The sequence below is a fragment of the Psychrobacter proteolyticus genome (assembly GCF_003350005.1).
Classification (GTDB): Bacteria; Pseudomonadota; Gammaproteobacteria; order Pseudomonadales; family Moraxellaceae; genus Psychrobacter; species Psychrobacter proteolyticus.
The window spans coordinates 315,594-336,683 of sequence record NZ_QLKS01000003.1 but is presented as its reverse complement, the minus strand read 5'-3'; the positions used below and the strand labels follow the sequence as shown (position 1 = coordinate 336,683).

The window sequence follows — 21,090 nt, the reverse complement described above, 5'->3', positions numbered from 1 at the left end:
GCGCCTTTTTTTTGCAATCTGAATACATCGCTGAGCCGATCAAACGCTCATGCCGATAAAATCAAAATCGACGTTGGGCGTTTCACCTTGGATTAACAAACTAAGGGCTTTTGCAGAGCCGCAAGAGTGTGTCCATCCCAAGGTACCATGTCCTGTATTGAGCCATAAATTATCAAAAGTTGCTGAAGTATTATGACTGCCATGTTTGACTTGACCGCAGTGTGCGCGACCAATAAGGGGCACGTTCGATGGGGTCATTGGGCGCAGTCCTGTCCAATATTGTACCGAGTTTGCGATGATACCTTTCGGAAATAATTGCTGCACACGGCGAGTGATGGCCTCACAGCGCGTGGCATTTAAGTCTAGGTTATAGCCATTGAATTCTGCTGTACCAGCGACTCGTAATTTGTCACCCAGTCGTGAGGTAACCAGTTTGAATTCATCATCAATCAGACTGACAAAAGGCGCTAAGTGCGGCGCGCGTGGATTCACCGTATACGTAGCCGAATATCCCTTCGCAGGGAAAATAGGTACATGGATGCCCAATGGTTTTAGTAGAGGTACGCTATAGCTGCCAAGCGCGACCACATGATTATCAGCCGTGAAGGTCTGCGCGTTTTCGCCTTTTGGACGGATAGTAATACTGTGTACATGCGGACGGGCAGAGTCAGCATCAGCATTGAGTGCTAAGATCTCGGTATCATATAAAAACTGTACACCAGCATCGATACAACGCTGCGCCAAGCGCTGGGTAAACAGGTGCGCATTGCCAGACTCGTCACGGCTGGTATAGGTTGCTCCAGTGAGCTTATGCGCAATTGGGTAAAGCGCAGGTTCTAAGTTGACAGCGTTATTGATATCAATGACATGGCGTTCACAACCGAGGGATTGCATGCGTTCAGTTGGTTCGATAGCCGCATCAAATTCTGCCTGATTGGTATAAAAATGCATGATACCGCGTGTTTGCTGCTCGTAGTTGATGTCAATATCCGCGCGCAGCTGTTGTAAGGTATCTCTTGAATATAGACCTAAGCGCACCATTTGCACCAGATTGGCATCGGCTCTATCGGCACGGCACTCTTGCAAAAACTGCATGGCCCATTTGAGTTGATCCTTGTCCGCACGTAGGCGAAACAACAGCGGTGCATCCTCTTTAAATAGCCACTTGAGCGCTTTCATCGGGGTCGCAGGATTGGCCCACGGCGTCGCATGTGAGACAGAGATTTGGCCGCCATTGGCAAATGACGTCTGCATACCTGCCGCTGACTCGCGCTCAATCACGGTCACATCATAGCCTGCCTGACGTAGATACCATGCGGTGGTCACGCCCACCACGCCTGCTCCGAGTACCGCAATATGTGTCATAGGATTCTCTATGCTCATGTTAGTCATGACGGTCGCTCTATATTGAACTACCATCACCTTTGCTGCGTCGCTTGCCTGATTCGATGTGCTTTTATTTTGGACGCGCAACATCTACTTGTAGTGCAGCTGGCAAGTCCAATATGCTCAAATCACTCTCTGCCAATTGTTCAGGACGTGCCACGACCAAGGCGGTAAAGCTATCGTCATTTTTCATCGCATTGACCACTTGGATTTTATCTAGCTTGTCACCTGCGCTTGGTGCTACACCAGTGCCTTGTACATAGTGCAAAAATGCTTTGGGTGCAGATTTAAAGTAGATGCGAGCGATGACTTCTTGGCCTAAGTAGCAGCCCTTATCATAGTCCATGCCGCCGCGCTGATGCAGACGCAGCTCTTGCGGTTGAAACTCACCTTGAGTCGCGGCCACAATCCAATAATTACCAGTAGCTAGGCTGCACGCCATCCAAGCCTGAGTATCCTCAGCGGTATTATGGTCGTCTTTGTGACTAAAAGTTGGCTCATCTGCTAGCACGCAAGGATAAATCGCTGCTGGTGCACTGGTCTCAAATTTAGAAAACGCCCCGTACTTATTAAGATGCGCTTGCAAAGACTCAGCACAGTCGCTACTTATGACCACATCATAATGTTTCTCTGCTTGTTTTTTGATCCAGATGCCAAACTCAATACGACCTTTTAGGTTACCGATGGCGGCTGCCTGATAGCTAAGCCCGAGCTTGGTAACGTCACAAGTCAATTGCCCTTGCAAGAATTTTTCGGCGTCTTCGCCTTGGATAGTTAATTGCGAAAACTGCGGTACAGCTGATAAATTTGAAGACTGAGTCATTGTTATTATCCTTCTGATGAGAGCTTATTTATTAGGGCATGTCCCTAATTCAAATGTTTATGACTAAATGGGCTAAAAATGGATATATCTTTAGCAAACGGCGTCAAATAGCTGGCCAATAGCTCGATATTACCTACGCTATTTTCCTTGTTTGCCTGCGATTTATCTCATTTTTATCGCCATTTTTAAAATAGGGACACGCCCTAATATATAGGGTAAATCGAAGTGATAAAAAATTATATGGGCGCTTTTGTCATTGACAGTATCTGTGCACATAAATCTAAATGAGGCTAAGAAGAGTACCACAAAAAACCCTGTCATAAAAAACGTCATCAGTAAGCGATGAGTTAAGTGTTAAATTGGGCATAGCGTTTGATTTTCAAGCGTACAAATTGGTTAAAGATGGTGAGTTACGGTACAATATCAGCTCTATAATTAACCTAATGTACGATGGCTGCCGAGGAAATAATGAGCTTACCAAATTGCCCTAAATGTGATGCTGAATATACGTACGAAGATGGTGCGTTACTGGTATGTCCTATGTGTGCTCATGAATGGACGGCGGCTGAGACTGATGCAGCGCAAGCTGAAGACCAAGACGCAGTCATACGTGATGCTGTTGGCAATGAGCTACAGGACGGCGATGCGGTGACGGTCGTTAAAGACCTAAAAGTCAAAGGCTCTTCAATTGTGATTAAAGTAGGGACGAAAGCAAAAAGCATTCGCCTGTTGCCAGATGCTACCGACGGTCATGATATCGACTGTAAGCTTGATGGCTATGGCCCAATGAAGCTTAAGTCTTCTGTGGTCAAAAAAGCTTAAATTGTAAAAACTTCTTGAAAGATTCGATAATAAACAAATATAAAGCAGACGTTTAATCACAAAACATTGTCGTTATAAATGTCGCTATAAGTAGAGAATAATTATGAGTACTAAAAACGAACAGCTCTTTGCACAAGCACGTAAACATATTCCAGGTGGTGTTAACTCGCCAGTTCGCGCCTTTGCAGGGGTCGGTGGTACGCCAATCTTTATGCATCGTGCCAATGGCAGCAAAATTTATGATACCGAAGACAATGCCTATATCGATTATGTTGGCTCTTGGGGCCCAATGATTTTGGGTCATGCACACCCAAAAGTCATCGGTGCGGTGAAAAAAGCCGCTGATGATGGTCTAAGCTTTGGTACACCAACACCGTTTGAAACTACGGTTGCTGACAAGATTTGCGAAATCGTACCGAGTGTTGAAATGATTCGTATGACCAGCTCTGGTACAGAAGCGACCATGAGTGCGATTCGCTTAGCACGTGGTTATACTCAGCGTGACAAAATTGTTAAATTTGAAGGCTGCTACCATGGGCATTCAGATAGCCTATTAGTAAAAGCAGGCTCTGGCATGCTTGATATTGGTGAGCCAACGTCAAAAGGCGTGCCAGCAGACTTTGCTAAGCATACGATTACGATTCCTTATAATGATCCGCAAGCGATTAAAGATTGTTTTGAGAAATGGGGTGAAGAGATTGCCTGCGTTATCTTAGAGCCTATCGCTGGCAACATGAACATGGTTATCCCAACACAAGAATTCCATGATACGTTGCGCGCAGAATGTACAGCTAATGGCGCAGTATTGATTTTTGATGAAGTGATGACGGGCTTCCGCGTTGGTCTTGGCGGCGCGCAAGCCCATTTCGGTATTGACCCTGATTTGACCTGTTTCGGTAAAATAATCGGGGCTGGCTTACCCGTTGGTGCTTTTGGTGGTAAAAAAGAAGTCATGTCTTGCATCGCGCCACTTGGCGGTGTCTATCAAGCTGGTACATTATCAGGCAATCCGCTAGCGATGCGCGCTGGTATTGCGATGTTTGAAGACTTAACCGCAGAGGGTTTCTACGACGAGTTAGCAGCGAAAGTTGATCACCTAGTAGACGGTTTCCAAGCAGCAGCTGACAGACATGGTATTCATCTACGTACCAATAAGCTTGGCGGTATGTTTGGCATGTTCTTTGTAAAAAATAGCACAACCGAAACACCAAAGAACTTCGATGACGTGACAGAGTGCGATATGGACGTATTCAATACTTTCTTCCACGGTATGCTAGATCGCGGTATTTACTTGGCACCCTCAGCTTATGAAGCAGGCTTTATGTCTATCAAACATAGCGACGAAGACATTGATGCATCAATCAAAGCAGCTGATGAGATATTTGCAGAAATGGCAAAAGCATAGTTTAGCCATTTAAGCTATTAGCTCGTTAAAAAGTTGCAGTTTAAAAAACCAGCAAGATCGTCCTGTGATCTCTGCTGGTTTTTTTGTTTATCGATATATTATTTATAATCGTATTGGGAAGAATATAAAGTTTGTCATTTAATTTATATGGCGACTACACTTTATCGTGCTTTATCAAACTTAAGATCTCTCAAGCTTAGATTGCCTCGTAGCACATCGCTATACATACGAAAATCACTGACAAAGCTTTTCAATGGAAATTTAAAAGAAGCGGGTTTGTTCTTTTCAAAGAAAAAGTGTCCAACCCATGCACAGGCATATCCAGCAGCGATGCCCTTTACCAAAGGTTTGGCTGAGCCAGTTTTGACAGACTTTGCCAGTCCTAATAAGCCAAAGCTACTGCCTGCGAAATGTAGGCGGCGACAGGCCATGTTTTGATGCTCATCTAAGTAAAAATCATAAAATGCCTGTTTAGGCGAGTTTTCAGTTTTTACCATGTCTTTTTTGGCGCTGCTGATAGGGGTCTCAGTATTTTGGGTAGCGTCTTTTGTCGTGGTCTGATTCATGTGACTAGCTTCCTTGCTGGTGAGGTTGATAACTATTAATTGCAGATGGTTTTTAACCGATTAGCTGGTGACTTTTGAAGTAAATTATACAGATAAAAGGTTTATAAATAACGGTTTTTTACCATGATGTTGATAGCTTTCAATGTAGCAAACCGATATGAGTAACACAAGCGCTAGATGCTGAGCCGACACCTGTCAGTTTATAGGGTGGTCGTCGATATCCCTGCTACAGTTTTGCATCGCTTGCGAGTGTTTGGCATAAATGCTTTAATGATAAAATTGCCCTGATTTTTGTGGTTATGACTTTTTTCTATACATGTGATTTTATAACTATATAGCACGTGATTTTGGTAAACTATCCACTTTCTCTAACACGGTGACGACTTGTCCTATGCCTATTGACTACCTTACGAATCCGCCAATTGGCGATGATGAAATGATGGCAGCCATCGATATTGGTTCCAACAGTTTCCATTTGGCCATTGCTCGTCTTGACCATGGGGAAGTGCGAAAAGTAGTCTCGATGTCTGAAAAGGTACAGCTCGCCGCCGGTCTGGACGAAAATAATATTCTAAGCGCAGCAGCCGAGCAGCGTGGTCTTGATTGTTTAAGCCGCTTTGTGGCGCGCTTGGATTCAGTACCGCCAGAGCGTATTCGTGTGGTCGCGACCAATGCGTTGCGTCAAGCCAAAAATGCCAACGACTTTATTTCCCGTGCCAATAAAATCCTGCCAAAACCTATTGAGATTATCGCGGGCCGCGAAGAGGCGCGATTGATTTATTTGGGCGTCTCTCATACCAATGAGAGTAGTGATAAGCGCTTGGTCATGGATATTGGTGGTGGTTCGACAGAGTTTATTATTGGTCAAAATTTCGATCCATTATTGACTGAAAGTTTACAAATGGGCTGTGTTTCTTTTACCCAAAAATTCTTCGCTGACGGCCTGATTACCAAAGAAGCTTTTAATAGTGCGATTTCAGGTGCACGTAAAGAAGTCTTAGCCATCAATGGTCGCTACCAAAAAACTGGCTGGAGTAGCGTAGTCGGCTCAAGCGGTACAATCAAAGCGGTGCGTAATGTCCTAGTATCAAAAGGTTGGGCCGATGAGCAAGAACGCATCACTTATAGAGGCGTCAAAAAATTAGAGAAATTGCTGATTAAGATTGGCAATATTGATGATATCGAGTTAGAAGGCGTCAAAGAACATCGTAAAGCCGTATTTCCTGCTGGTGTGGCAGTATTGCGTGCAGTGATGAAAGTGCTGGGCGTTGAGACCATTACTTATTCAGATGGTGCGTTACGTGAAGGCGTTATGTACGATATGCTTGGTCGTTTTGCTAGTGAAGATGTGCGTGACCGCAGTGTATTGGCATTAATCAAGCGTTATTCAGGGGACAAAAAGCAAGCCAAGCAAGTGGTGAAAACCAGCCGTCATTTATTTGAACAAGTAAAAGATAAGCTTGCGCTGTCCAATGATGATTGCGACTTGCTCAGACGTGCTGCTTTCTTGCATGAGATAGGACTGGCAATCAGTCACAGTAGCTATCACAAGCACAGCGCGTATTTGCTGGAGTATTCTGATATTCCAGGATTTTCGCAAGTCGATCAGAAACGCATGGCGCAGCTAATGCTCAACCATCGTCGCAAGCTCAAAGCCGATATGCTAGAGCAGACTTGTCAGATTGGTGGCGATCAGTTGGTTTATCTCTGTTTACTGTTGCGCCTCGCCGTACTGGCGCATCATAGCCGCAGTGATTATGCGCTACCAGAGCTAGAACTAAAGGTAATCGCTGAAAACAGCTGGCGAATCACCTTGGCGGATAGCAGTGAGCATTATGCTTTCTTGCTCGCAGATTTGCGTACTGAGATTGACCAGTTTGCTAAGTGGGGCGTACAGCTTAGTGTGATTGAAGCTCCAGAGGCTGAGACTCCAGAGGTTGAGCAGTTACCATTGTAAGTATTGAGTTAAAGATTAACGTAACAAAAGCGGCGTTGTCGATAATGTCATGCTATTTAAGATGTGCTACTATAGCTCCTATTGAGTTTACAACTGTACTTTCATTATCTGAACACGGATAACGATATTATTCTTAAACATAAATACATTAAGTATAATTATTAAAGGGAAGCGTCTATGAGCACTGTCTGGGATAGTGTGCAGCTTGCACGACACGCCAAGCGTCCATTATTTATGGACTATGTTAATCAGCTTTTTACCGAATTTGATGAGTTGCATGGCGACCGTGCTTTTGCCGATGACAAAGCCATACTTGGTGGTCTTGCGCGTTTTGACGGTCAGCCTGTGATGGTAATCGGTCAGCATCGTGGTCGCAGTACTCGCGAGCGTATTGCTCATAACTTCGGTATGGCCAATCCTGAAGGCTATCGCAAAGTGATTCGTTTGGTCAAAATGGCCGACCGCTTTAACATTCCTGTGATGACCTTTGTGGATACCCAAGGTGCTTACCCTGGTATTGGTGCAGAAGAGCGCGGACAAGCGCAAGCGATTGCAGAAAGCATTGCTGTATTTTCTAGTCTGAAAGTGCCTGTGATTGTGACTATCATTGGTGAAGGTGGCTCAGGTGGAGCATTGGCAATTGGTGTTGGTGATAAAGTAAATATGCTACAAAACAGCATTTACTCAGTGATCTCGCCAGAAGGTTGTGCTTCTATTCTTTGGAAAACCGCTGAAAAAGCACAAGACGCTAGTGAAGCGCTAAAACTAAACGCCATTAACCTTTATCAAATGGGTTTGATTGATGCTGTTATTGAAGAGGGCGAGGGCGCACATGTGCAGCCACAACCTGTGATGAATGCCTTAAAAGCACTGATTACTGAGCAGCTTGATGAGATTAAAGATTTAGATCCTCAAGAGCGTTGTGAGCTACGTTATGAAAAGCTAAAGTCTTTTAACTCAGAAGTGATGTTGCCTGCTTAATTAGTTGTTATGGCGCCTTCATTGCGAAGTCGCTATTATTAATGATAGGCTTTTCATATTAGAGTCTGAGTCTTAATGCTAAAATAAAAACGTGTCATTTAATGGCGCGTTTTTTTATGGCTGTTACTATACAAAGCACCTAACGCAATGTATTGATTAACGTAGGTGCTCACACATCAGCACGATAGTAAATGTACAACCGCTTAATAATAATTAAGGCTGAATATGACTAGCAGCGCAATCATCTCACATCCCATGAAATCAATTGGCGATTTGCTAGTTGATGAGACTCTGGCGACAGCTTTCTTGAGCAGTATGTCTGTGTATAGTGATCAGTTGCATGGTCGTCGTCTTTGGCTGGCATGTAGTGGTGGGCGTGATTCATTGGCACTTGCGGCACTGTGTGTGCAGCTCTATCGACAAGGTAGATTGCCATGTCTGCCGCAGCTGTTACATGTCGATCATGGGTTACAATCGGATAGTCAGTATTGGGCTAAGCATGTTGCCAACTGGGCGCAAGCGCAGCAGATACCTTGTCGTATTTTACAGGCACAAGTGAACGGACATGATGAGCAGGCCGCTCGGCAAGCACGCTATAATGTTATGCGTGCTCATATCAATAAAAGTGATGTTTTGCTACTGGGCCACCATGCTGACGACCAAGCTGAAACCGTATTGATGCGGCTCATTCAAGGCGCTGGAGTCAATGGTCTCTCTGGTATGCAGCCATGGCGAGTGCAAACGCAGGGCGCACAGTGCAATATCCTGTGGCGACCTTGGCTCACGATACGACGTGCAAACATTAGCGCCTATGCTAAGCGTTTAGAGTTGCCTTATATAGATGATCCTACCAATGACAGCGGCAACAACGTACGTAGTGGCCTACGCCGCGATATCATGCCAATACTGGCTACATACAATCCTAATGTTATTGATAATATTGCTCGTAGTGCGCAGCTATTAAGTGATGCACAGGAAACAGTCAATGCTCAAGCTATGCAGGATATGCAGCAGACGGAGAGTACAGACCTACAACTTTTACCCGCACAGCGCGTGCTAAATATCGATACGTTGCAAAAGCTACCTATATATCGTCAGCGGCAACTACTGCACTATTGGTTGGGTCAAGATGAGCCACTACCGCCTGCTAAGCAACTCGTCGATGATGTGTTAACTCTAAGCCAACGTGATGACCAAGATCATCAAACAGAATTATTTTGGCAAGGTCGTAAAGCATCTTATACCATTCGGCGCTATCGTCAGCAGCTCTATCGTATGAGCAGCGAGTGGCTGTCTTGGCTGAAGCTACTACGGACCGAGCAGGTGCTGCTACTATCTAGCCTGAGTTTGTCTAAGAATAATTCAGCTGATAATAGCTTCGAATTAGTCACCTTGTGCAGAAGTAATGACTACATTTGGCAGTTGCAAGTGAAAGTAGATGGGCTGGTACGATTGTTAGAAAATAGTACGGACTGTGTAGCACAACAGATAGTGTTAAAAGTAGCACCGTTAGACCGTAAACAGCGGTTGAAAACTGAGATGGCTGCACGCCCACAAGCAGGCAAAAAACTGTATCAAACGCTTGGGATTCCATTATGGCTACGAGAAAGCTTAATAGTAGTCAGCATTACCCTTACAAAAAAATCTGAAGATGGAAGCGACATACAAACTGATATTCCTCTGTTACTAGCATCACCATTTGAGAGTTGGCTTTTGAGTTCTGAGCAGACGGATAGCGATGCTAAAAGCAATCAATTGGCTGAGTACATCAAAAGTGAGCTTAGTCTAAAATAGAAAGCGTTAAAAGTTTAATATCCGTTGGCTGACTCATTGATTTTTATCAGGTTGATGTCAGGCGCGACATTTTGAATTTATCAAACGGGGATAGTGGCAGTATGATAAACTGAGTGTCGTTTTACATATCAGTATGTTAAGTTGAATACCTTTGAATTTTGTGACTAGGAGACAAGTATGTCGGTATTAGATAATAAAAAAATCAGTTTTATTGGTGGCGGAAACATGGCACAAGCGCTCATTAGCGGGCTTGTGGGTTGCGGCATCAAACCAAATCTAATCACGGTCGCCGATCCTAGCAGCGATGCACGTGAGCAATTAGCCGCTAAAGGTCTAAATACTGTTGATCCAATGGCTGATCCAAAGTCTGCTGTGATCGGTGCGGATATCGTGGTGCTAGCAGTCAAACCACAAATGATGAAGGTGGTGGTAAGTGCTTTTGCAGATGTATTAGACACTCAATTAGTTATTTCAGTGGCTGCAGGCTTGTCGACTGATCTTTTATCAAACATGTTGGGCGGCTATAGCAATATCGTCCGTGCAATGCCAAACACGCCTTCTATGATTCAAATGGGTGCGACTGGCCTCTACGGTACAGACAATATCTCAGCGGAACAGAAGCAGCTAGCAACAGCCGTTATGGAAGCATCAGGTTTGGTCATGTGGGTCGATGACGAAGAGCATATGCATGCGGTCACAGCCGTATCAGGTTCAGCGCCAGCGTATATGTTTTACTTCATCGAATCGATGGTCGATGGGGCAGTTGCATTAGGGTTAGATAAAGAACAAGCCTCAGCGCTTGCTATGCAGACCATGTTAGGTGCTGCAAAAATGGCGATGAACAGTGATGATGCACCAGCTGAGTTACGCCGTAAAGTTACTTCGCCGAACGGTACTACTCAGGCAGCGGTTGAGTCAATGCAAGCCAATGAGATTGGTCGTCAAATCAGCGAGGCCATGCAAGCTTGCTATGATCGTAGCCAAGCGCTAAGTGAAGAGATGAGCAAGTAAACACTGACAAGGTGTGCTGTAAGTCACCACTGACGACACCCCTTATGTAATCATCAGCATCTGATAATGACATTTGTCATCCTAGAATCTGTTAATAATGTCACATTGAGTAGCACTTCATGAACAACATGTTATTTCAAATTTTTGATTTGGTCACCACATTCGCTATGATGCTGGTGTTTATCCGTTTTATGTTGCAGTTTGCAGGAATGGATGCGAGCAATCCAATGATTGCACCTGCTTATAAAGCGACGCACATCGTCGATGTATTTGGGCGCATTTTCCCGACTGTCGCGCAGGGTCGTATTAGCATTGCCGCTATCGTGCTAATGTTTTTGATTCGTCTAATCGATATCTCTGGAAAGGCGGCATTAACGCATAAAGGTATTGCCCCTGTACCGCTATTCTTCACAGGTACCACTAGCTTATTGTTAGACTTTTTACGCATGTGTCGCTATTTAGTGATTGGTTCTATCATCGTTAGCTGGATTGTGGTGTTTACCAGATCTGAGCATCCGATTATTGGCATTATCATTAATTTGGCTGAGCCTATTTTGGCCCCGTTTCGTCGTATCACGCCGAATTTAGGTATGCTCGATTTATCACCAATGGTCGCTTTCTTAGTATTTTATTTGCTGGAGATATTCATCGGTGGTTTGGCTGCGAGTATGTTGCCAACCTTGGGTTAGTCCTAATAAAATTACATTTAAAAACTGTCATAAAAAAGGCGTTCTATAAAAATATAGAGCGCCTTTTTTGCGTCTGCTACTTGGGTAAGCTATGGCTTGTTAGATATGCTAAAAACGAACAAAGCGATTTGGTATGAGTTGAGCTTGAGTATCATCAGGATGCGGTGCATCAGCTGCCTGCAATGTCTGGGTAATCCAACTATCTGCCGCTTGTACTGCATCGATGAGAGCATCGCCCATTGCCAAGCGTCCAGCGATAAAGCTGGCGAGTGAACATCCTGAGCCATGGAACTCACCATCTAAGCGCGGTAAGGTGCTTTTATGCACCATCTCACCTTCTATATATAAGTATTGCTCAATATCACCGCTATCAAAATCATGTGAGGTTTTCACCAGTACGGCATGAGCGCCTTGAGCACATAGCTTTTGTGCACCGACATGCAAGTCTTGCTCACCGCTAAGCGCTCGTAGTTCATGAGTATTTGGAGTAATTAAAGTGGCGTAGGGCAGCAATTGTCTAAATGCGCTAACCAGAGTTTTTTCATCGCCTAAGCTACCACCGCTATTCGCGACTAGTACAGGGTCTAAGACAAATGGCGTATTATTATCGATAACTTGATCAGCAAACAGTTTGGTCAACATTGCGATGTTATCAGTGGTGCCTAGCATACCTGATTTGATAGCACTAACAGGCAAGTCATCAAGCACCGCAGTAGCTTGGGCTTTTACCAACGATGCCGCACAAGCCTCAAAGCCAAATACCTGTTGTGAGCTTTGGATAGTGACCGCCGTACAAGCGATGGCGGCATGTGCCCCTGATTGTCCAATGGCCTCGATATCCGCTTGTAATCCAGCACCGCCTGAAGGGTCTAATCCTGAAAAACACAGTACGACAGGTCGCATAACAGCTCCTTTTAAGAGATTTTAAAGTAAGTGACAAATACTATAGCCACCTACTACTAAAAAATCTATCATAGTCTTATGCTTGGGGATGAAGTATAAGACGATAGAGTGAGTAGGCCTAATATTAGTGAGCAGTTTGATCGTTATATTTAGCAATGATATGCCACAATTTTCCGTATAGAAATGCAATATAAGTACTTATATCTATAATTTTGATAAAAGCCGCATTAAATCTGTAGACAACGCTTGCAATTCGTTTTGGCTTTGTTATAATACTCGCCCACGACATGAGACGTATTGTTAGCATCAATACTATGTTTATAGAATTTTTATAAATGTCTTGAATCGTTAGGTGAAGTGGGTGAGTGGCTGAAACCAGTTCCCTGCTAAGGAACCATACGTGTAAGCGTATCGAGGGTTCGAATCCCTCCTTCACCGCCATTTATTCAGTTGTTATTAGAGTAATAACGCAATATACTGCGTTAAACATTTTAATAATTAATTCAAAAGATAATTTGTTTTAATTAAAAAAGATGTTGACACAAGCGATATTATCTATATAATGACCAACCTAATTTACTGCAAAAGATATTATCTGCGCAGTGGATAAAGTGCAAAATACGCGCCTGTAGCTCAGTTGGATAGAGCACTTGGCTACGAACTAAGGGGTCGGGAGTTCGAATCTCTCCAGGCGCACCATTTGCATAACAGCTTAATTTAAGCTGATAAAACATTAAAATAATCGCCTGTCTTATGACAATTGGCGGTTTTTTTATGTCTGTAACTTTTACCTTTCTACTTATTTATTCTACGACCATCTCTTATATGTAGCATTATTGGATAGCCAGCTAATAATATTAAAGAGCAATCTACGTTATTGGAGAGCAATCTATGATATTGGACAGTCATCTAAGATGTTAGGCCATCTACGATGTCATCTAGGATAATGTACGATAGCCCCACCATTTACGGTACAATAGCGTTACTATTCACTGCTTGCTATGAGCTTGTACCATGTCAAAAAGTCTATCTAAACGTCCGTCAAAAACGACTCGCAAATCAAAGCCTCAATCGAGTGCGCCTGTACAGCAAGATCCTAACGAAGAGCCAACCATCGCTAAGCCTATGATTCGCGTCGTGGCGATTCTCTATGATGGTATGCTGATTTTAGCGTTATTATTTTTGGTAGGGACGATACTAACCGTCGTGGGTACGCTGTTGACTATGGAGACGGGTACTGAGTCCTCACAAGCTCAGTCACTGCCGCTTTGGTATCAGAACGCCATTATGACGCCATCATTTGTACTGACACTCGTGGCATTTTATGGGATATTTTGGCGCCGTGGTGGTCAGACATTAGGTATGCAGACTTGGCGATTAAAAACGATTAATGATGCAGGCCAATGGCTAACGTGGGGACAGTCGTTTAAGCGTATTTTGGCCGCTTGTTTGATGCCGCTGATTTTCGGCATTATTGGCAGTCTTATTGATGGATCACGCGCCGCCTTATTGGCCAGCGCGTTTCTTGGTTTGGTATTCAACTATGTGTTCTGTCTGTTCAACCCTCGCGGTCTGGCAGTACAAGATATGCTGTCCAATACCATTACCCTAAAAATGCCAAAAGTGGCACATGAAGGGCTATGGCGCGGTTTTAAAAATCGTAAGAAAAAATCTTAGTCTGGTTTGATTAACTTAATAACTTTTATTGACGTAAAATTTAGTTATATCACCGTTCAATTGATTCAGCCTAAACAGTTACATACTAACGCTTTGGATCAGCCATGCGGTGTAGCCCATAAAGAACAACACTAATGTGGCACCTGACGTACGACCGAATTGTCGCTTTGTTTTAAAGGCAAATACGCACAGTGTCACTAGCAATATCGTCAAGACTCCCATTGCCATCACATCACGCGATAGAATCACTGGATCAGCGGCAATAGGAGCAATGACTGTTGCCAAGCCGACAACTGCCAAAGTATTGAAAATATTAGAGCCGATGATATTGCCAAGCGCCATATCATGCTCGCCTTTACGGGCGGCTGACAGGCTCGATACCAGTTCAGGCAATGAGGTCCCAACTGCGACAATCGTTAGACCAATGATGAGCTCACTAAGACCCCATAGCGTTGCTAACTCGACAGCGCCCCAAACGATAGCACGTGAGCTAGCTACGAGCATCAGCATACCGATAATTAAACTGACAAGACCACGCGTTACGCTTGGTTCTAGCTTTTCTAAGCTCTCTGAGTTATTTAAGTGCTCTAAGTTATTTGAGTGCGCTGAGTCAGCATTAGCCACGACTATATCGTCTTCGTGCTCATGATAGCCTTCGCGTATACTCATTATGATCTGTAGTCCTAAAACGGCGACCAACAAAATCAACAATACGATACCATCAGCTTGGCTTAACGTACCATCACGTAGCTGCCAAGCGGCGATGATAGTAATCAGTAGCAGCAAGGGTAAGTCGCGCTTTACGATGCCTCTACGGATGATAATAGGGCTAATCAATACAGTTGCACCAAGTACCAATGCGATGTTGATGATATTTGAGCCATAAGCGTTACCTAGAGCCAGCTCAGGGCTGCCTTCTATCGCTGCTAGTACTGATACCACCATCTCAGGCGCTGACGTGCCTATACCCAATATTAAGACACCAATTAAGAAGCTAGGCACACTAAACCTCTTTGCTAGTGCTGTCGCCCCATCAATAAAGACATCGGCACTCCAAACTAAAATTGCTAATCCAATCAGTATTGCAAGCGCTGCCAACCACATCAGTATGTTTCCTTGTATATGATGAAAAATGTGAATTTGATAAATAAAAATGGCATAAAAAAAGCCGAATCTTGATTTAGATTCAGCTTTCCCTTTAGCATCGAGATTTTTAGTAATAATAGCAGCTAATTCAAAGGTGTAACTTTGTGTTTATCTTAAATTTACCAAAACCTCACCATCCTGTCATATTAAGCAACTTGTACAGGAATGATATTTGCTGTGTCTTTAACGGTGTTGTCTTCGTTGCAATAGACAAGTTTTGGCTGATACGTTGACGCTTCAACTTCATCAAAATGCGCGTAAGCACAAATGATAACGATATCGCCCAAATCTGCCATATGAGCCGCAGCACCATTTAATGAGATAATACCAGAGCCCGCCTCAGCACGGATAGCATAAGTGCGAAAGCGCTTACCGTTGGTCACGTTGTAGATATCAATAGATTCATTTTCGCGTAGACCAGCAAGATCTAATAGATCGCCGTCGATACCGCAAGAGCCTTCGTAATGAAGCTCGGCATGGGTAACACGGGCACGGTGTAATTTGCATTTAAGCATATTAAGTAGCATAGGTTGGTTCCTTGGTGTAACTGATATTAATTAACTAAATCAAAAGGTTAATGGGGATAAAACTGCCAAAATAAAAGGTCATTATCATTGAACGACTATATTATTCTGGTAATTTAAAGCCATTAATTTGTGAACGTGCTTTTTCGACATCACCATCTAACAATAATGGGAGCGCCTCAAAAGCAGCTGTCAGAGCGCTATCAATCGCAATCTGCTCATCAGGAGATGCTTTAGAGAGAACGTGTCCACTAACTTTAGACTTGTGTCCAGGATGGCCGATACCCACACGCAGGCGATGAAAATCATTGCCAATATGCGGCGTGATATCACGTAGGCCATTGTGACCACCATGTCCACCGTCTGTTTTGAGTTTGATACTACCAGCTGGAATATCGAGCTCATCATGAGCAATCAACAATTCATCATTTTTGATGCCATAGAAATTTACCATAGGTACCACTGACTGACCAGATTTATTCATAAACGTCAGCGGCATAAGTAAACGCACATCAGATCCATGAATCTGCCCACGCCCTGTCACTCCATGAAATTTCTTATCAGGGGAGAGCGTGATATTAAACTGCTGAGCCAAATGATGGACAAACCAAAATCCTGCATTATGACGCGTAAACATATACTGCTGACCAGGATTACCAAGACCGACAATAAGCTTTATGGCCATAAAAACACCCTGCTTGAATTTGATAAATAGGGGTAAGGTGTGAAGTACTGATAGACAGTTTATTTTCAAACCTTACTTACAAAAACAGCAGGAGATTTTAATCACCTGCTGTCTTATTGACTAAACGAATGTATCACTAACCAGCACAAAATAATGCACTAGTTAGAAACAGTTATTACTCGCTGTCTTTGTTTTCTTCAGTACCGTCGTTTTGCTCAGTTGCTGGTACTTCATCAGCATCAACGTCAGCATCAGCATCAACTTCTTCTACTGTTGGTGGCTGCATGTTAACGATAGTACGGTCATGGCCGTCTTCTAGCTCAAGCTCATGAATAACAACGCCTTCAGGAAGTTTGATGTCTGATAGACGGAACAAGTCACCGATTTCCATGCCTGATACATCTACTTCTAGGTATTCAGGAAGTTGTGATGGTAAGCAGATAACTTCGATATCAGATACTAGAGTAGATAGTACACCAGCAGCAGCAGTACCAGGCGCATCTTCACGACCAGTGAAATGAACAGGAACGTTCATGTGGATTTTCTGACCTTTTACAATGCGCTGGAAATCAGCATGCATTGGGAAGCCTTTAGCTGGATGGCGCTGCAAGTCTTTGATAACTGCTTGATGCTCTTCACCGTCAACGTTGATAGTCAAGATGTGTGAGAAAAACGCTTCGAATTCTAGTGATTTTACTAGTTCGTTAAGCTTGATAGAGATAGCTGTTGGCTCTTCGTTACCACCATAGATGATAGCAGGAACTAGGTTCTGCTTACGTAGGCGGCGGCTCGCACCTTTACCTTGTAGTTCAGCAGCACGATCAACGGCGTTTAGTTCAAAATGATTAATGCTCATGGATATAATCCTATAAAAAAAATGATGAAGTGTCTGGTCATAAAAAAGTGGATTTGCGACCAATCCACTAATACGTGATGATAGCTAAAATTATCGTTACGAATAAAACTCGTAATGTCTAAGCTTAGCCATTTGCTTATAGCAGCGCTCGCTATGATAATTACCATAACGATAGTTGCTGTTAAACATGATCAGCACTTTTGATAGTGCTGGCCTAATAAAAACAACGAAAAGGTCAGCACAGGCGCGCATTATACGTGATTCTGTAGCAATAATAAAGACCTACGCAAAACGCCTACACAAAACAAAGCGTCAAGTAAGGATACTTGACGCTCTGTTTTTTAACTATTTAAGATGTCTTACTACAGTCATTGCTACTAAAAATTACCGCAATAGCTGTTTTAAAAATAACTGTATCAGATTAAGCGTCAAACATCGCGCTAATAGATTCTTCGTTATTGATACGGCGTAAGCTTTCAGCAAGCATTGGTGCAATACTTACCTGACGGATTTTGCTACAAGCTTTGGCTTCAGCAGATAGTGGAATCGTATCGGTCACAACCACTTCATCCAATGCAGATTCGCTGATGTTTTTCAGTGCGTTACCTGATAGGACAGGGTGCGTGATGTAAGCTAAGACGCGACGGGCACCATTTTCTTTCAAAGCTTCGGCGGCTTTACACAATGTACCTGCAGTATCGACCATATCATCAACGATAACGCAATCACGGTCACGAACATCACCAATGATATGCATTACTTGTGACTCATTGGCACGAGCACGGCGCTTATCAATAATTGCCATGTCGGTATCGCCTAACTGCTTAGCCATCGCACGTGCACGAACCACGCCGCCTACGTCAGGTGAAACAACCATGATATTATCATAGTCTTGCTTTTGTAGATCGTTTAGCAATACAGGTGTGCCGTAGATGTTGTCTACAGGGATATCAAAGAAACCCTGAATCTGATCTGAGTGCAAATCAACAGTCATTACGCGATCGATACTAACGATGTTTAGCATGTCAGCGACCACTTTAGCCGAAATAGGTACACGAGCTGAGCGTGGACGACGATCCTGACGAGCATAACCAAAATACGGCATGACAGCTGTGATACGACCGGCACTAGAGCGACGCAAAGCGTCAGCCATCATCATGATTTCCATTAAGTTGTCGTTGGTCGGTGCACAAGTAGGCTGCATGATAAACACATCTTTACCGCGTACGTGTTCTTTGATTTCCACGGCAATTTCGCCATCAGAAAAACGCGTGATGTCAGCTTTACCAAGAGGTATGTGAAGATGATCGGCTACGGTTTTTGCTAATTCTGGGTGGGCATTACCCGTAAAAATCGCCAAATAAGGCATGACAGAAGTCCTATTGATTGACTCAAGCAGCGACCGCTAAGCAGTGTCAAACTGCTCAAATTAAGAAAAGAGTGGTGAAGGTATTGAAGTATACTATTACAGTAAAAAATGGCAGGGGTAGCTGGACTCGAACCAACGGATGTCAGGATCAAAACCTGATGCCTTACCAACTTGGCTATACCCCTGTAATGTCTAGGCTATGAACAACTGATATATAATAGCGACTAAGTAGTCGTTCTCAATATAGTGTCATGACCTGTCAGTTATCTAAAAAACGGATAAACCGTTTAAAACATAACTTTTCCCTAGCGGTGTCCATTGCGAACTATACCGAAACTGGGATAACGTTGTCAATGACAATAGCATAAGAGGTCACTTATAAACCGCTTATACCTGATGTATCTCTAACGCTTCGTACTAAAAAATGGCAGGGGTAGCTGGACTCGAACCAACGGATGTCAGGATCAAAACCTGATGCCTTACCAACTTGGCTATACCCCTATTGTGGCGACCTATTATAAGTAAATTTTCAGATTTTGCAAGTCATTTGCGGCTTTTTCTGGTATTTATTCATCATAGGTTACTGCTGGCGCTATTTTAGCAAATTAAAATAGGCAATCCTACCGTTGTCATTATTTAGATGATAAGAAATCTAAAGGTTGTATATGCTATTTTAAGTTTCCAACGACATATGCCGCACAAGGCGCATCTGCAATCCACTTCACCACAAGCTTTTTATTAGTAGCCACGCTTGCATCCAATGGCAAAAACACTGCGCTACCAGACCCAGTCATGCGTGCTGTAGCCAGTGCTTGCTGCTCTAACCCCTGTAGATAACTTAAGGCATCTGCAACAGTAGGAACAAGGCTTGTGACCACTGGCGTAAAGACATTATGATAAGGCGTAGTGAGCGTTTGTACATAGTCAGCGTATTGGTTTTGGATAGTTGCAACCGATAGAGGTGCGATATCTCGCTGTAGTTTAGGATGCGCAAATAGTTTGGCAGTATTTACATGAACGTTAGGCGTCAGTACTAAATATTGCTGGTCAGGCAGCTCAATCGTAGACAGTTCTTCACCAATACCCATCGCAATAGCGTCTTGCCCAAAGATAAATATAGGTACATCCGCACCCACAGTTGCGCCAATCTTTATAAGCTCATCACATGTAAAATTAAGCTGCCAAATCTCATTGAGCACTAGTATAGTCGTTGCTGCATTAGATGAGCCACCGCCTAGACCCGCGCCCATTGGCAAGTGCTTATCTAAAGTGATATGCACTTTTGCTAATTGGTCAGGTAAAGTGTTTGACTGTATGGCAAATGCTAGCAGTGCGCATGCTGCTTTGAAAATTAAATTGTCTTCTATACTAATAGTGATAGCCTCTGCACCATCTAATATCAGTAGCTGATGACAGAATTGATTGGCAGTTAATTCACTAGCTATAGTAGAAATTACGACATTATCGCTGACCGAAAAATGCAAGTAATCGCCCCAGTCAAGCAGGCGAAAAACCGTTTGCAAATTATGATAGCCATCGGCACGTTTACCCGTGATGTGCAAAAACAGATTGAGTTTTGCAGGTGATAAACGAGTAATCGTACAAGCAAATGATGCGGCTATATTTTCAGTCATATTTTTTTATCATAAGGTGCAGTTATAAATAGCTATCTTAATTAGCAATAATGATTTTTAACGTAGTTCCTATTACCAATCAACGATAGATTAATGGTTAATCGTCATTACAACTTTGTTGCCTTGTGGCTGTACTGCACTAATTTTACTAGGCAACTTATCGGTACCTTTATAAGTAAAGTTGGCTGTCCACTCACCATTGACTGAGCTAACTAACCGGCTCTGATCATCCAGTTGTGGCGCGCTGTCTGAAGGTGCTGGGCGACCAGAAATCCAATAAGGCATTTGTGAAATTGGCGCTTGCCAACCAGTGGCTTTCTTTAGCAAGGTTTCGGGGTCATCAGCAGTCAATGTGCCTGTCTTTTCGCTGACTAGAGTAGCGGTCTGACCATTGTATTCGATGTTGGTTTTACCAATACCAAGTGCGCCAATTAATTCAATGGCAAATCGGTCGTTTTGCTGACCCCATGCATAAAATGCACTACCACCTTGAGTACCGGTCGAATCACTCGCAGGCGTCGTTACCCCAATTTTACCCGTGATATTAAAGCTCTCTAGCTTTTGTGGTTGATCAGCGTTTTGACCTTGTACAGTAGTCGTTGGCTGGTTAGTCGCGTTGGCCGTTTTTAGTGACTGACAGCCAGAGGTTATGAGCATGGCTGCAGTTATAGCAGTAAACAGAGCCAATTTATTTGGTTTATAAGAAGTGATTGATGCTGACATAATAGTTTCTCAAAATGGAAAGATGAACAAAGATATTAGCTTAAGCGTTATTTGTTGCTCGGTTATGCACGGCTGTTAGCTTCTTATAACTGGCTTGTAATTTATACTGACTTTATAATTATGAAGATTAAGTCGCCCA

General features: G+C 43.4%; 19 protein-coding genes and 4 tRNA genes. 10 read left to right on the top strand and 13 right to left on the bottom strand.

Annotated features, from left to right (window positions below; translation table 11 throughout):
* Positions 1-39: 39 nt before the first annotated feature.
* A complete protein-coding gene (locus DXK30_RS08565; protein WP_240314095.1) occupies positions 40-1,392 on the bottom strand; it encodes a D-amino acid dehydrogenase in 1,353 nt (450 codons plus the stop codon).
* A gap of 64 nt (positions 1,393-1,456) precedes the next feature.
* On the bottom strand, positions 1,457-2,209 hold the full coding sequence (ygfZ, locus tag DXK30_RS08560) for a CAF17-like 4Fe-4S cluster assembly/insertion protein YgfZ (RefSeq protein WP_114701344.1): 753 nt from the start codon (positions 2,207-2,209) through the stop codon (positions 1,457-1,459).
* Positions 2,210-2,677: 468 nt separating this feature from the next.
* On the opposite strand from ygfZ, the gene DXK30_RS08555 reads away from it, so the two are divergent.
* Positions 2,678-3,031, top strand: a complete 354-nt coding sequence (locus DXK30_RS08555) for a zinc ribbon domain-containing protein YjdM (protein WP_114701343.1) — start codon at positions 2,678-2,680, stop codon at positions 3,029-3,031.
* Between the two features lie 103 nt (positions 3,032-3,134).
* Complete coding sequence (gene hemL, locus DXK30_RS08550; RefSeq protein WP_114701342.1) at positions 3,135-4,436, top strand: glutamate-1-semialdehyde 2,1-aminomutase; 1,302 nt, start codon at positions 3,135-3,137, stop codon at positions 4,434-4,436.
* Positions 4,437-4,597: 161 nt separating this feature from the next.
* On the opposite strand, the gene DXK30_RS08545 is transcribed toward hemL, so the two are convergent.
* Positions 4,598-4,933, bottom strand: coding sequence for a DUF962 domain-containing protein (locus DXK30_RS08545; RefSeq protein ID WP_227670786.1), 336 nt, complete (start codon positions 4,931-4,933; stop codon positions 4,598-4,600).
* Between the two features lie 460 nt (positions 4,934-5,393).
* On the opposite strand from DXK30_RS08545, the gene ppx reads away from it, so the two are divergent.
* From ppx to DXK30_RS08520, 5 genes are all read left to right on the top strand, one after another.
* Complete coding sequence (gene ppx / locus DXK30_RS08540; protein ID WP_114701340.1) at positions 5,394-6,959, top strand: exopolyphosphatase; 1,566 nt, start codon at positions 5,394-5,396, stop codon at positions 6,957-6,959.
* Positions 6,960-7,136: 177 nt separating this feature from the next.
* A complete protein-coding gene (locus DXK30_RS08535; RefSeq protein WP_114701339.1) occupies positions 7,137-7,940 on the top strand; it encodes an acetyl-CoA carboxylase carboxyltransferase subunit alpha in 804 nt (267 codons plus the stop codon).
* A gap of 225 nt (positions 7,941-8,165) precedes the next feature.
* Entirely contained in the window at positions 8,166-9,734 is a 1,569-nt protein-coding gene (gene tilS / locus DXK30_RS08530) for a tRNA lysidine(34) synthetase TilS (protein ID WP_114701338.1), read from the top strand.
* Positions 9,735-9,911: 177 nt separating this feature from the next.
* The gene (gene proC / locus DXK30_RS08525; RefSeq protein ID WP_114701337.1) at positions 9,912-10,745 is read left to right on the top strand and encodes a pyrroline-5-carboxylate reductase; all 834 of its coding nucleotides are present in this window, start codon (positions 9,912-9,914) and stop codon (positions 10,743-10,745) included.
* A gap of 119 nt (positions 10,746-10,864) precedes the next feature.
* Positions 10,865-11,434 carry a YggT family protein gene (locus tag DXK30_RS08520; RefSeq protein ID WP_114701336.1) on the top strand — a complete coding sequence of 190 codons (570 nt, stop codon included), beginning with the start codon at positions 10,865-10,867 and terminating at the stop codon, positions 11,432-11,434.
* A gap of 108 nt (positions 11,435-11,542) precedes the next feature.
* Here DXK30_RS08520 and DXK30_RS08515 read toward each other — a convergent pair whose 3' ends face one another.
* Positions 11,543-12,337 carry a hydroxymethylpyrimidine/phosphomethylpyrimidine kinase gene (locus DXK30_RS08515; protein WP_114701335.1) on the bottom strand — a complete coding sequence of 265 codons (795 nt, stop codon included), beginning with the start codon at positions 12,335-12,337 and terminating at the stop codon, positions 11,543-11,545.
* Positions 12,338-12,688: 351 nt separating this feature from the next.
* Here DXK30_RS08515 and DXK30_RS08510 point away from each other — a divergent pair.
* From DXK30_RS08510 to DXK30_RS08500, 3 genes are all read left to right on the top strand, one after another.
* Positions 12,689-12,778: transfer RNA gene (locus DXK30_RS08510), tRNA-Ser, on the top strand.
* 181 nt (positions 12,779-12,959) lie between these two features.
* Positions 12,960-13,036 (top strand) — tRNA-Arg (locus tag DXK30_RS08505).
* Between the two features lie 315 nt (positions 13,037-13,351).
* Positions 13,352-14,014, top strand: a complete 663-nt coding sequence (locus tag DXK30_RS08500) for an RDD family protein (protein WP_114701334.1) — start codon at positions 13,352-13,354, stop codon at positions 14,012-14,014.
* Between the two features lie 78 nt (positions 14,015-14,092).
* On the opposite strand, the gene DXK30_RS08495 is transcribed toward DXK30_RS08500, so the two are convergent.
* From DXK30_RS08495 to lolB, 9 genes are all read right to left on the bottom strand, one after another.
* Entirely contained in the window at positions 14,093-15,118 is a 1,026-nt protein-coding gene (locus tag DXK30_RS08495) for a calcium/sodium antiporter (protein ID WP_114701333.1), read from the bottom strand.
* A 188-nt stretch (positions 15,119-15,306) separates the two neighbouring features.
* On the bottom strand, positions 15,307-15,687 hold the full coding sequence (gene panD, locus DXK30_RS08490; RefSeq protein ID WP_010196068.1) for an aspartate 1-decarboxylase: 381 nt from the start codon (positions 15,685-15,687) through the stop codon (positions 15,307-15,309).
* Between the two features lie 100 nt (positions 15,688-15,787).
* On the bottom strand, positions 15,788-16,369 hold the full coding sequence (pth, locus tag DXK30_RS08485) for an aminoacyl-tRNA hydrolase (protein WP_101205142.1): 582 nt from the start codon (positions 16,367-16,369) through the stop codon (positions 15,788-15,790).
* A gap of 175 nt (positions 16,370-16,544) precedes the next feature.
* A complete protein-coding gene (locus DXK30_RS08480; RefSeq protein ID WP_057758040.1) occupies positions 16,545-17,225 on the bottom strand; it encodes a 50S ribosomal protein L25/general stress protein Ctc in 681 nt (226 codons plus the stop codon).
* 421 nt (positions 17,226-17,646) lie between these two features.
* The gene (locus DXK30_RS08475) at positions 17,647-18,594 is read right to left on the bottom strand and encodes a ribose-phosphate pyrophosphokinase (protein WP_057758042.1); all 948 of its coding nucleotides are present in this window, start codon (positions 18,592-18,594) and stop codon (positions 17,647-17,649) included.
* A gap of 109 nt (positions 18,595-18,703) precedes the next feature.
* Positions 18,704-18,779, bottom strand: a tRNA-Gln gene (locus DXK30_RS08470).
* A gap of 240 nt (positions 18,780-19,019) precedes the next feature.
* Positions 19,020-19,095: transfer RNA gene (locus DXK30_RS08465), tRNA-Gln, on the bottom strand.
* 167 nt (positions 19,096-19,262) lie between these two features.
* Positions 19,263-20,228 (bottom strand): 4-(cytidine 5'-diphospho)-2-C-methyl-D-erythritol kinase, encoded by a 966-nt coding sequence (gene ispE / locus DXK30_RS08460; RefSeq protein ID WP_114701332.1) that lies wholly within the window; start codon positions 20,226-20,228, stop codon positions 19,263-19,265.
* A 90-nt stretch (positions 20,229-20,318) separates the two neighbouring features.
* Positions 20,319-20,951, bottom strand: a complete 633-nt coding sequence (gene lolB, locus DXK30_RS08455; RefSeq protein WP_114701331.1) for a lipoprotein insertase outer membrane protein LolB — start codon at positions 20,949-20,951, stop codon at positions 20,319-20,321.
* Positions 20,952-21,090 lie beyond the last annotated feature (139 nt).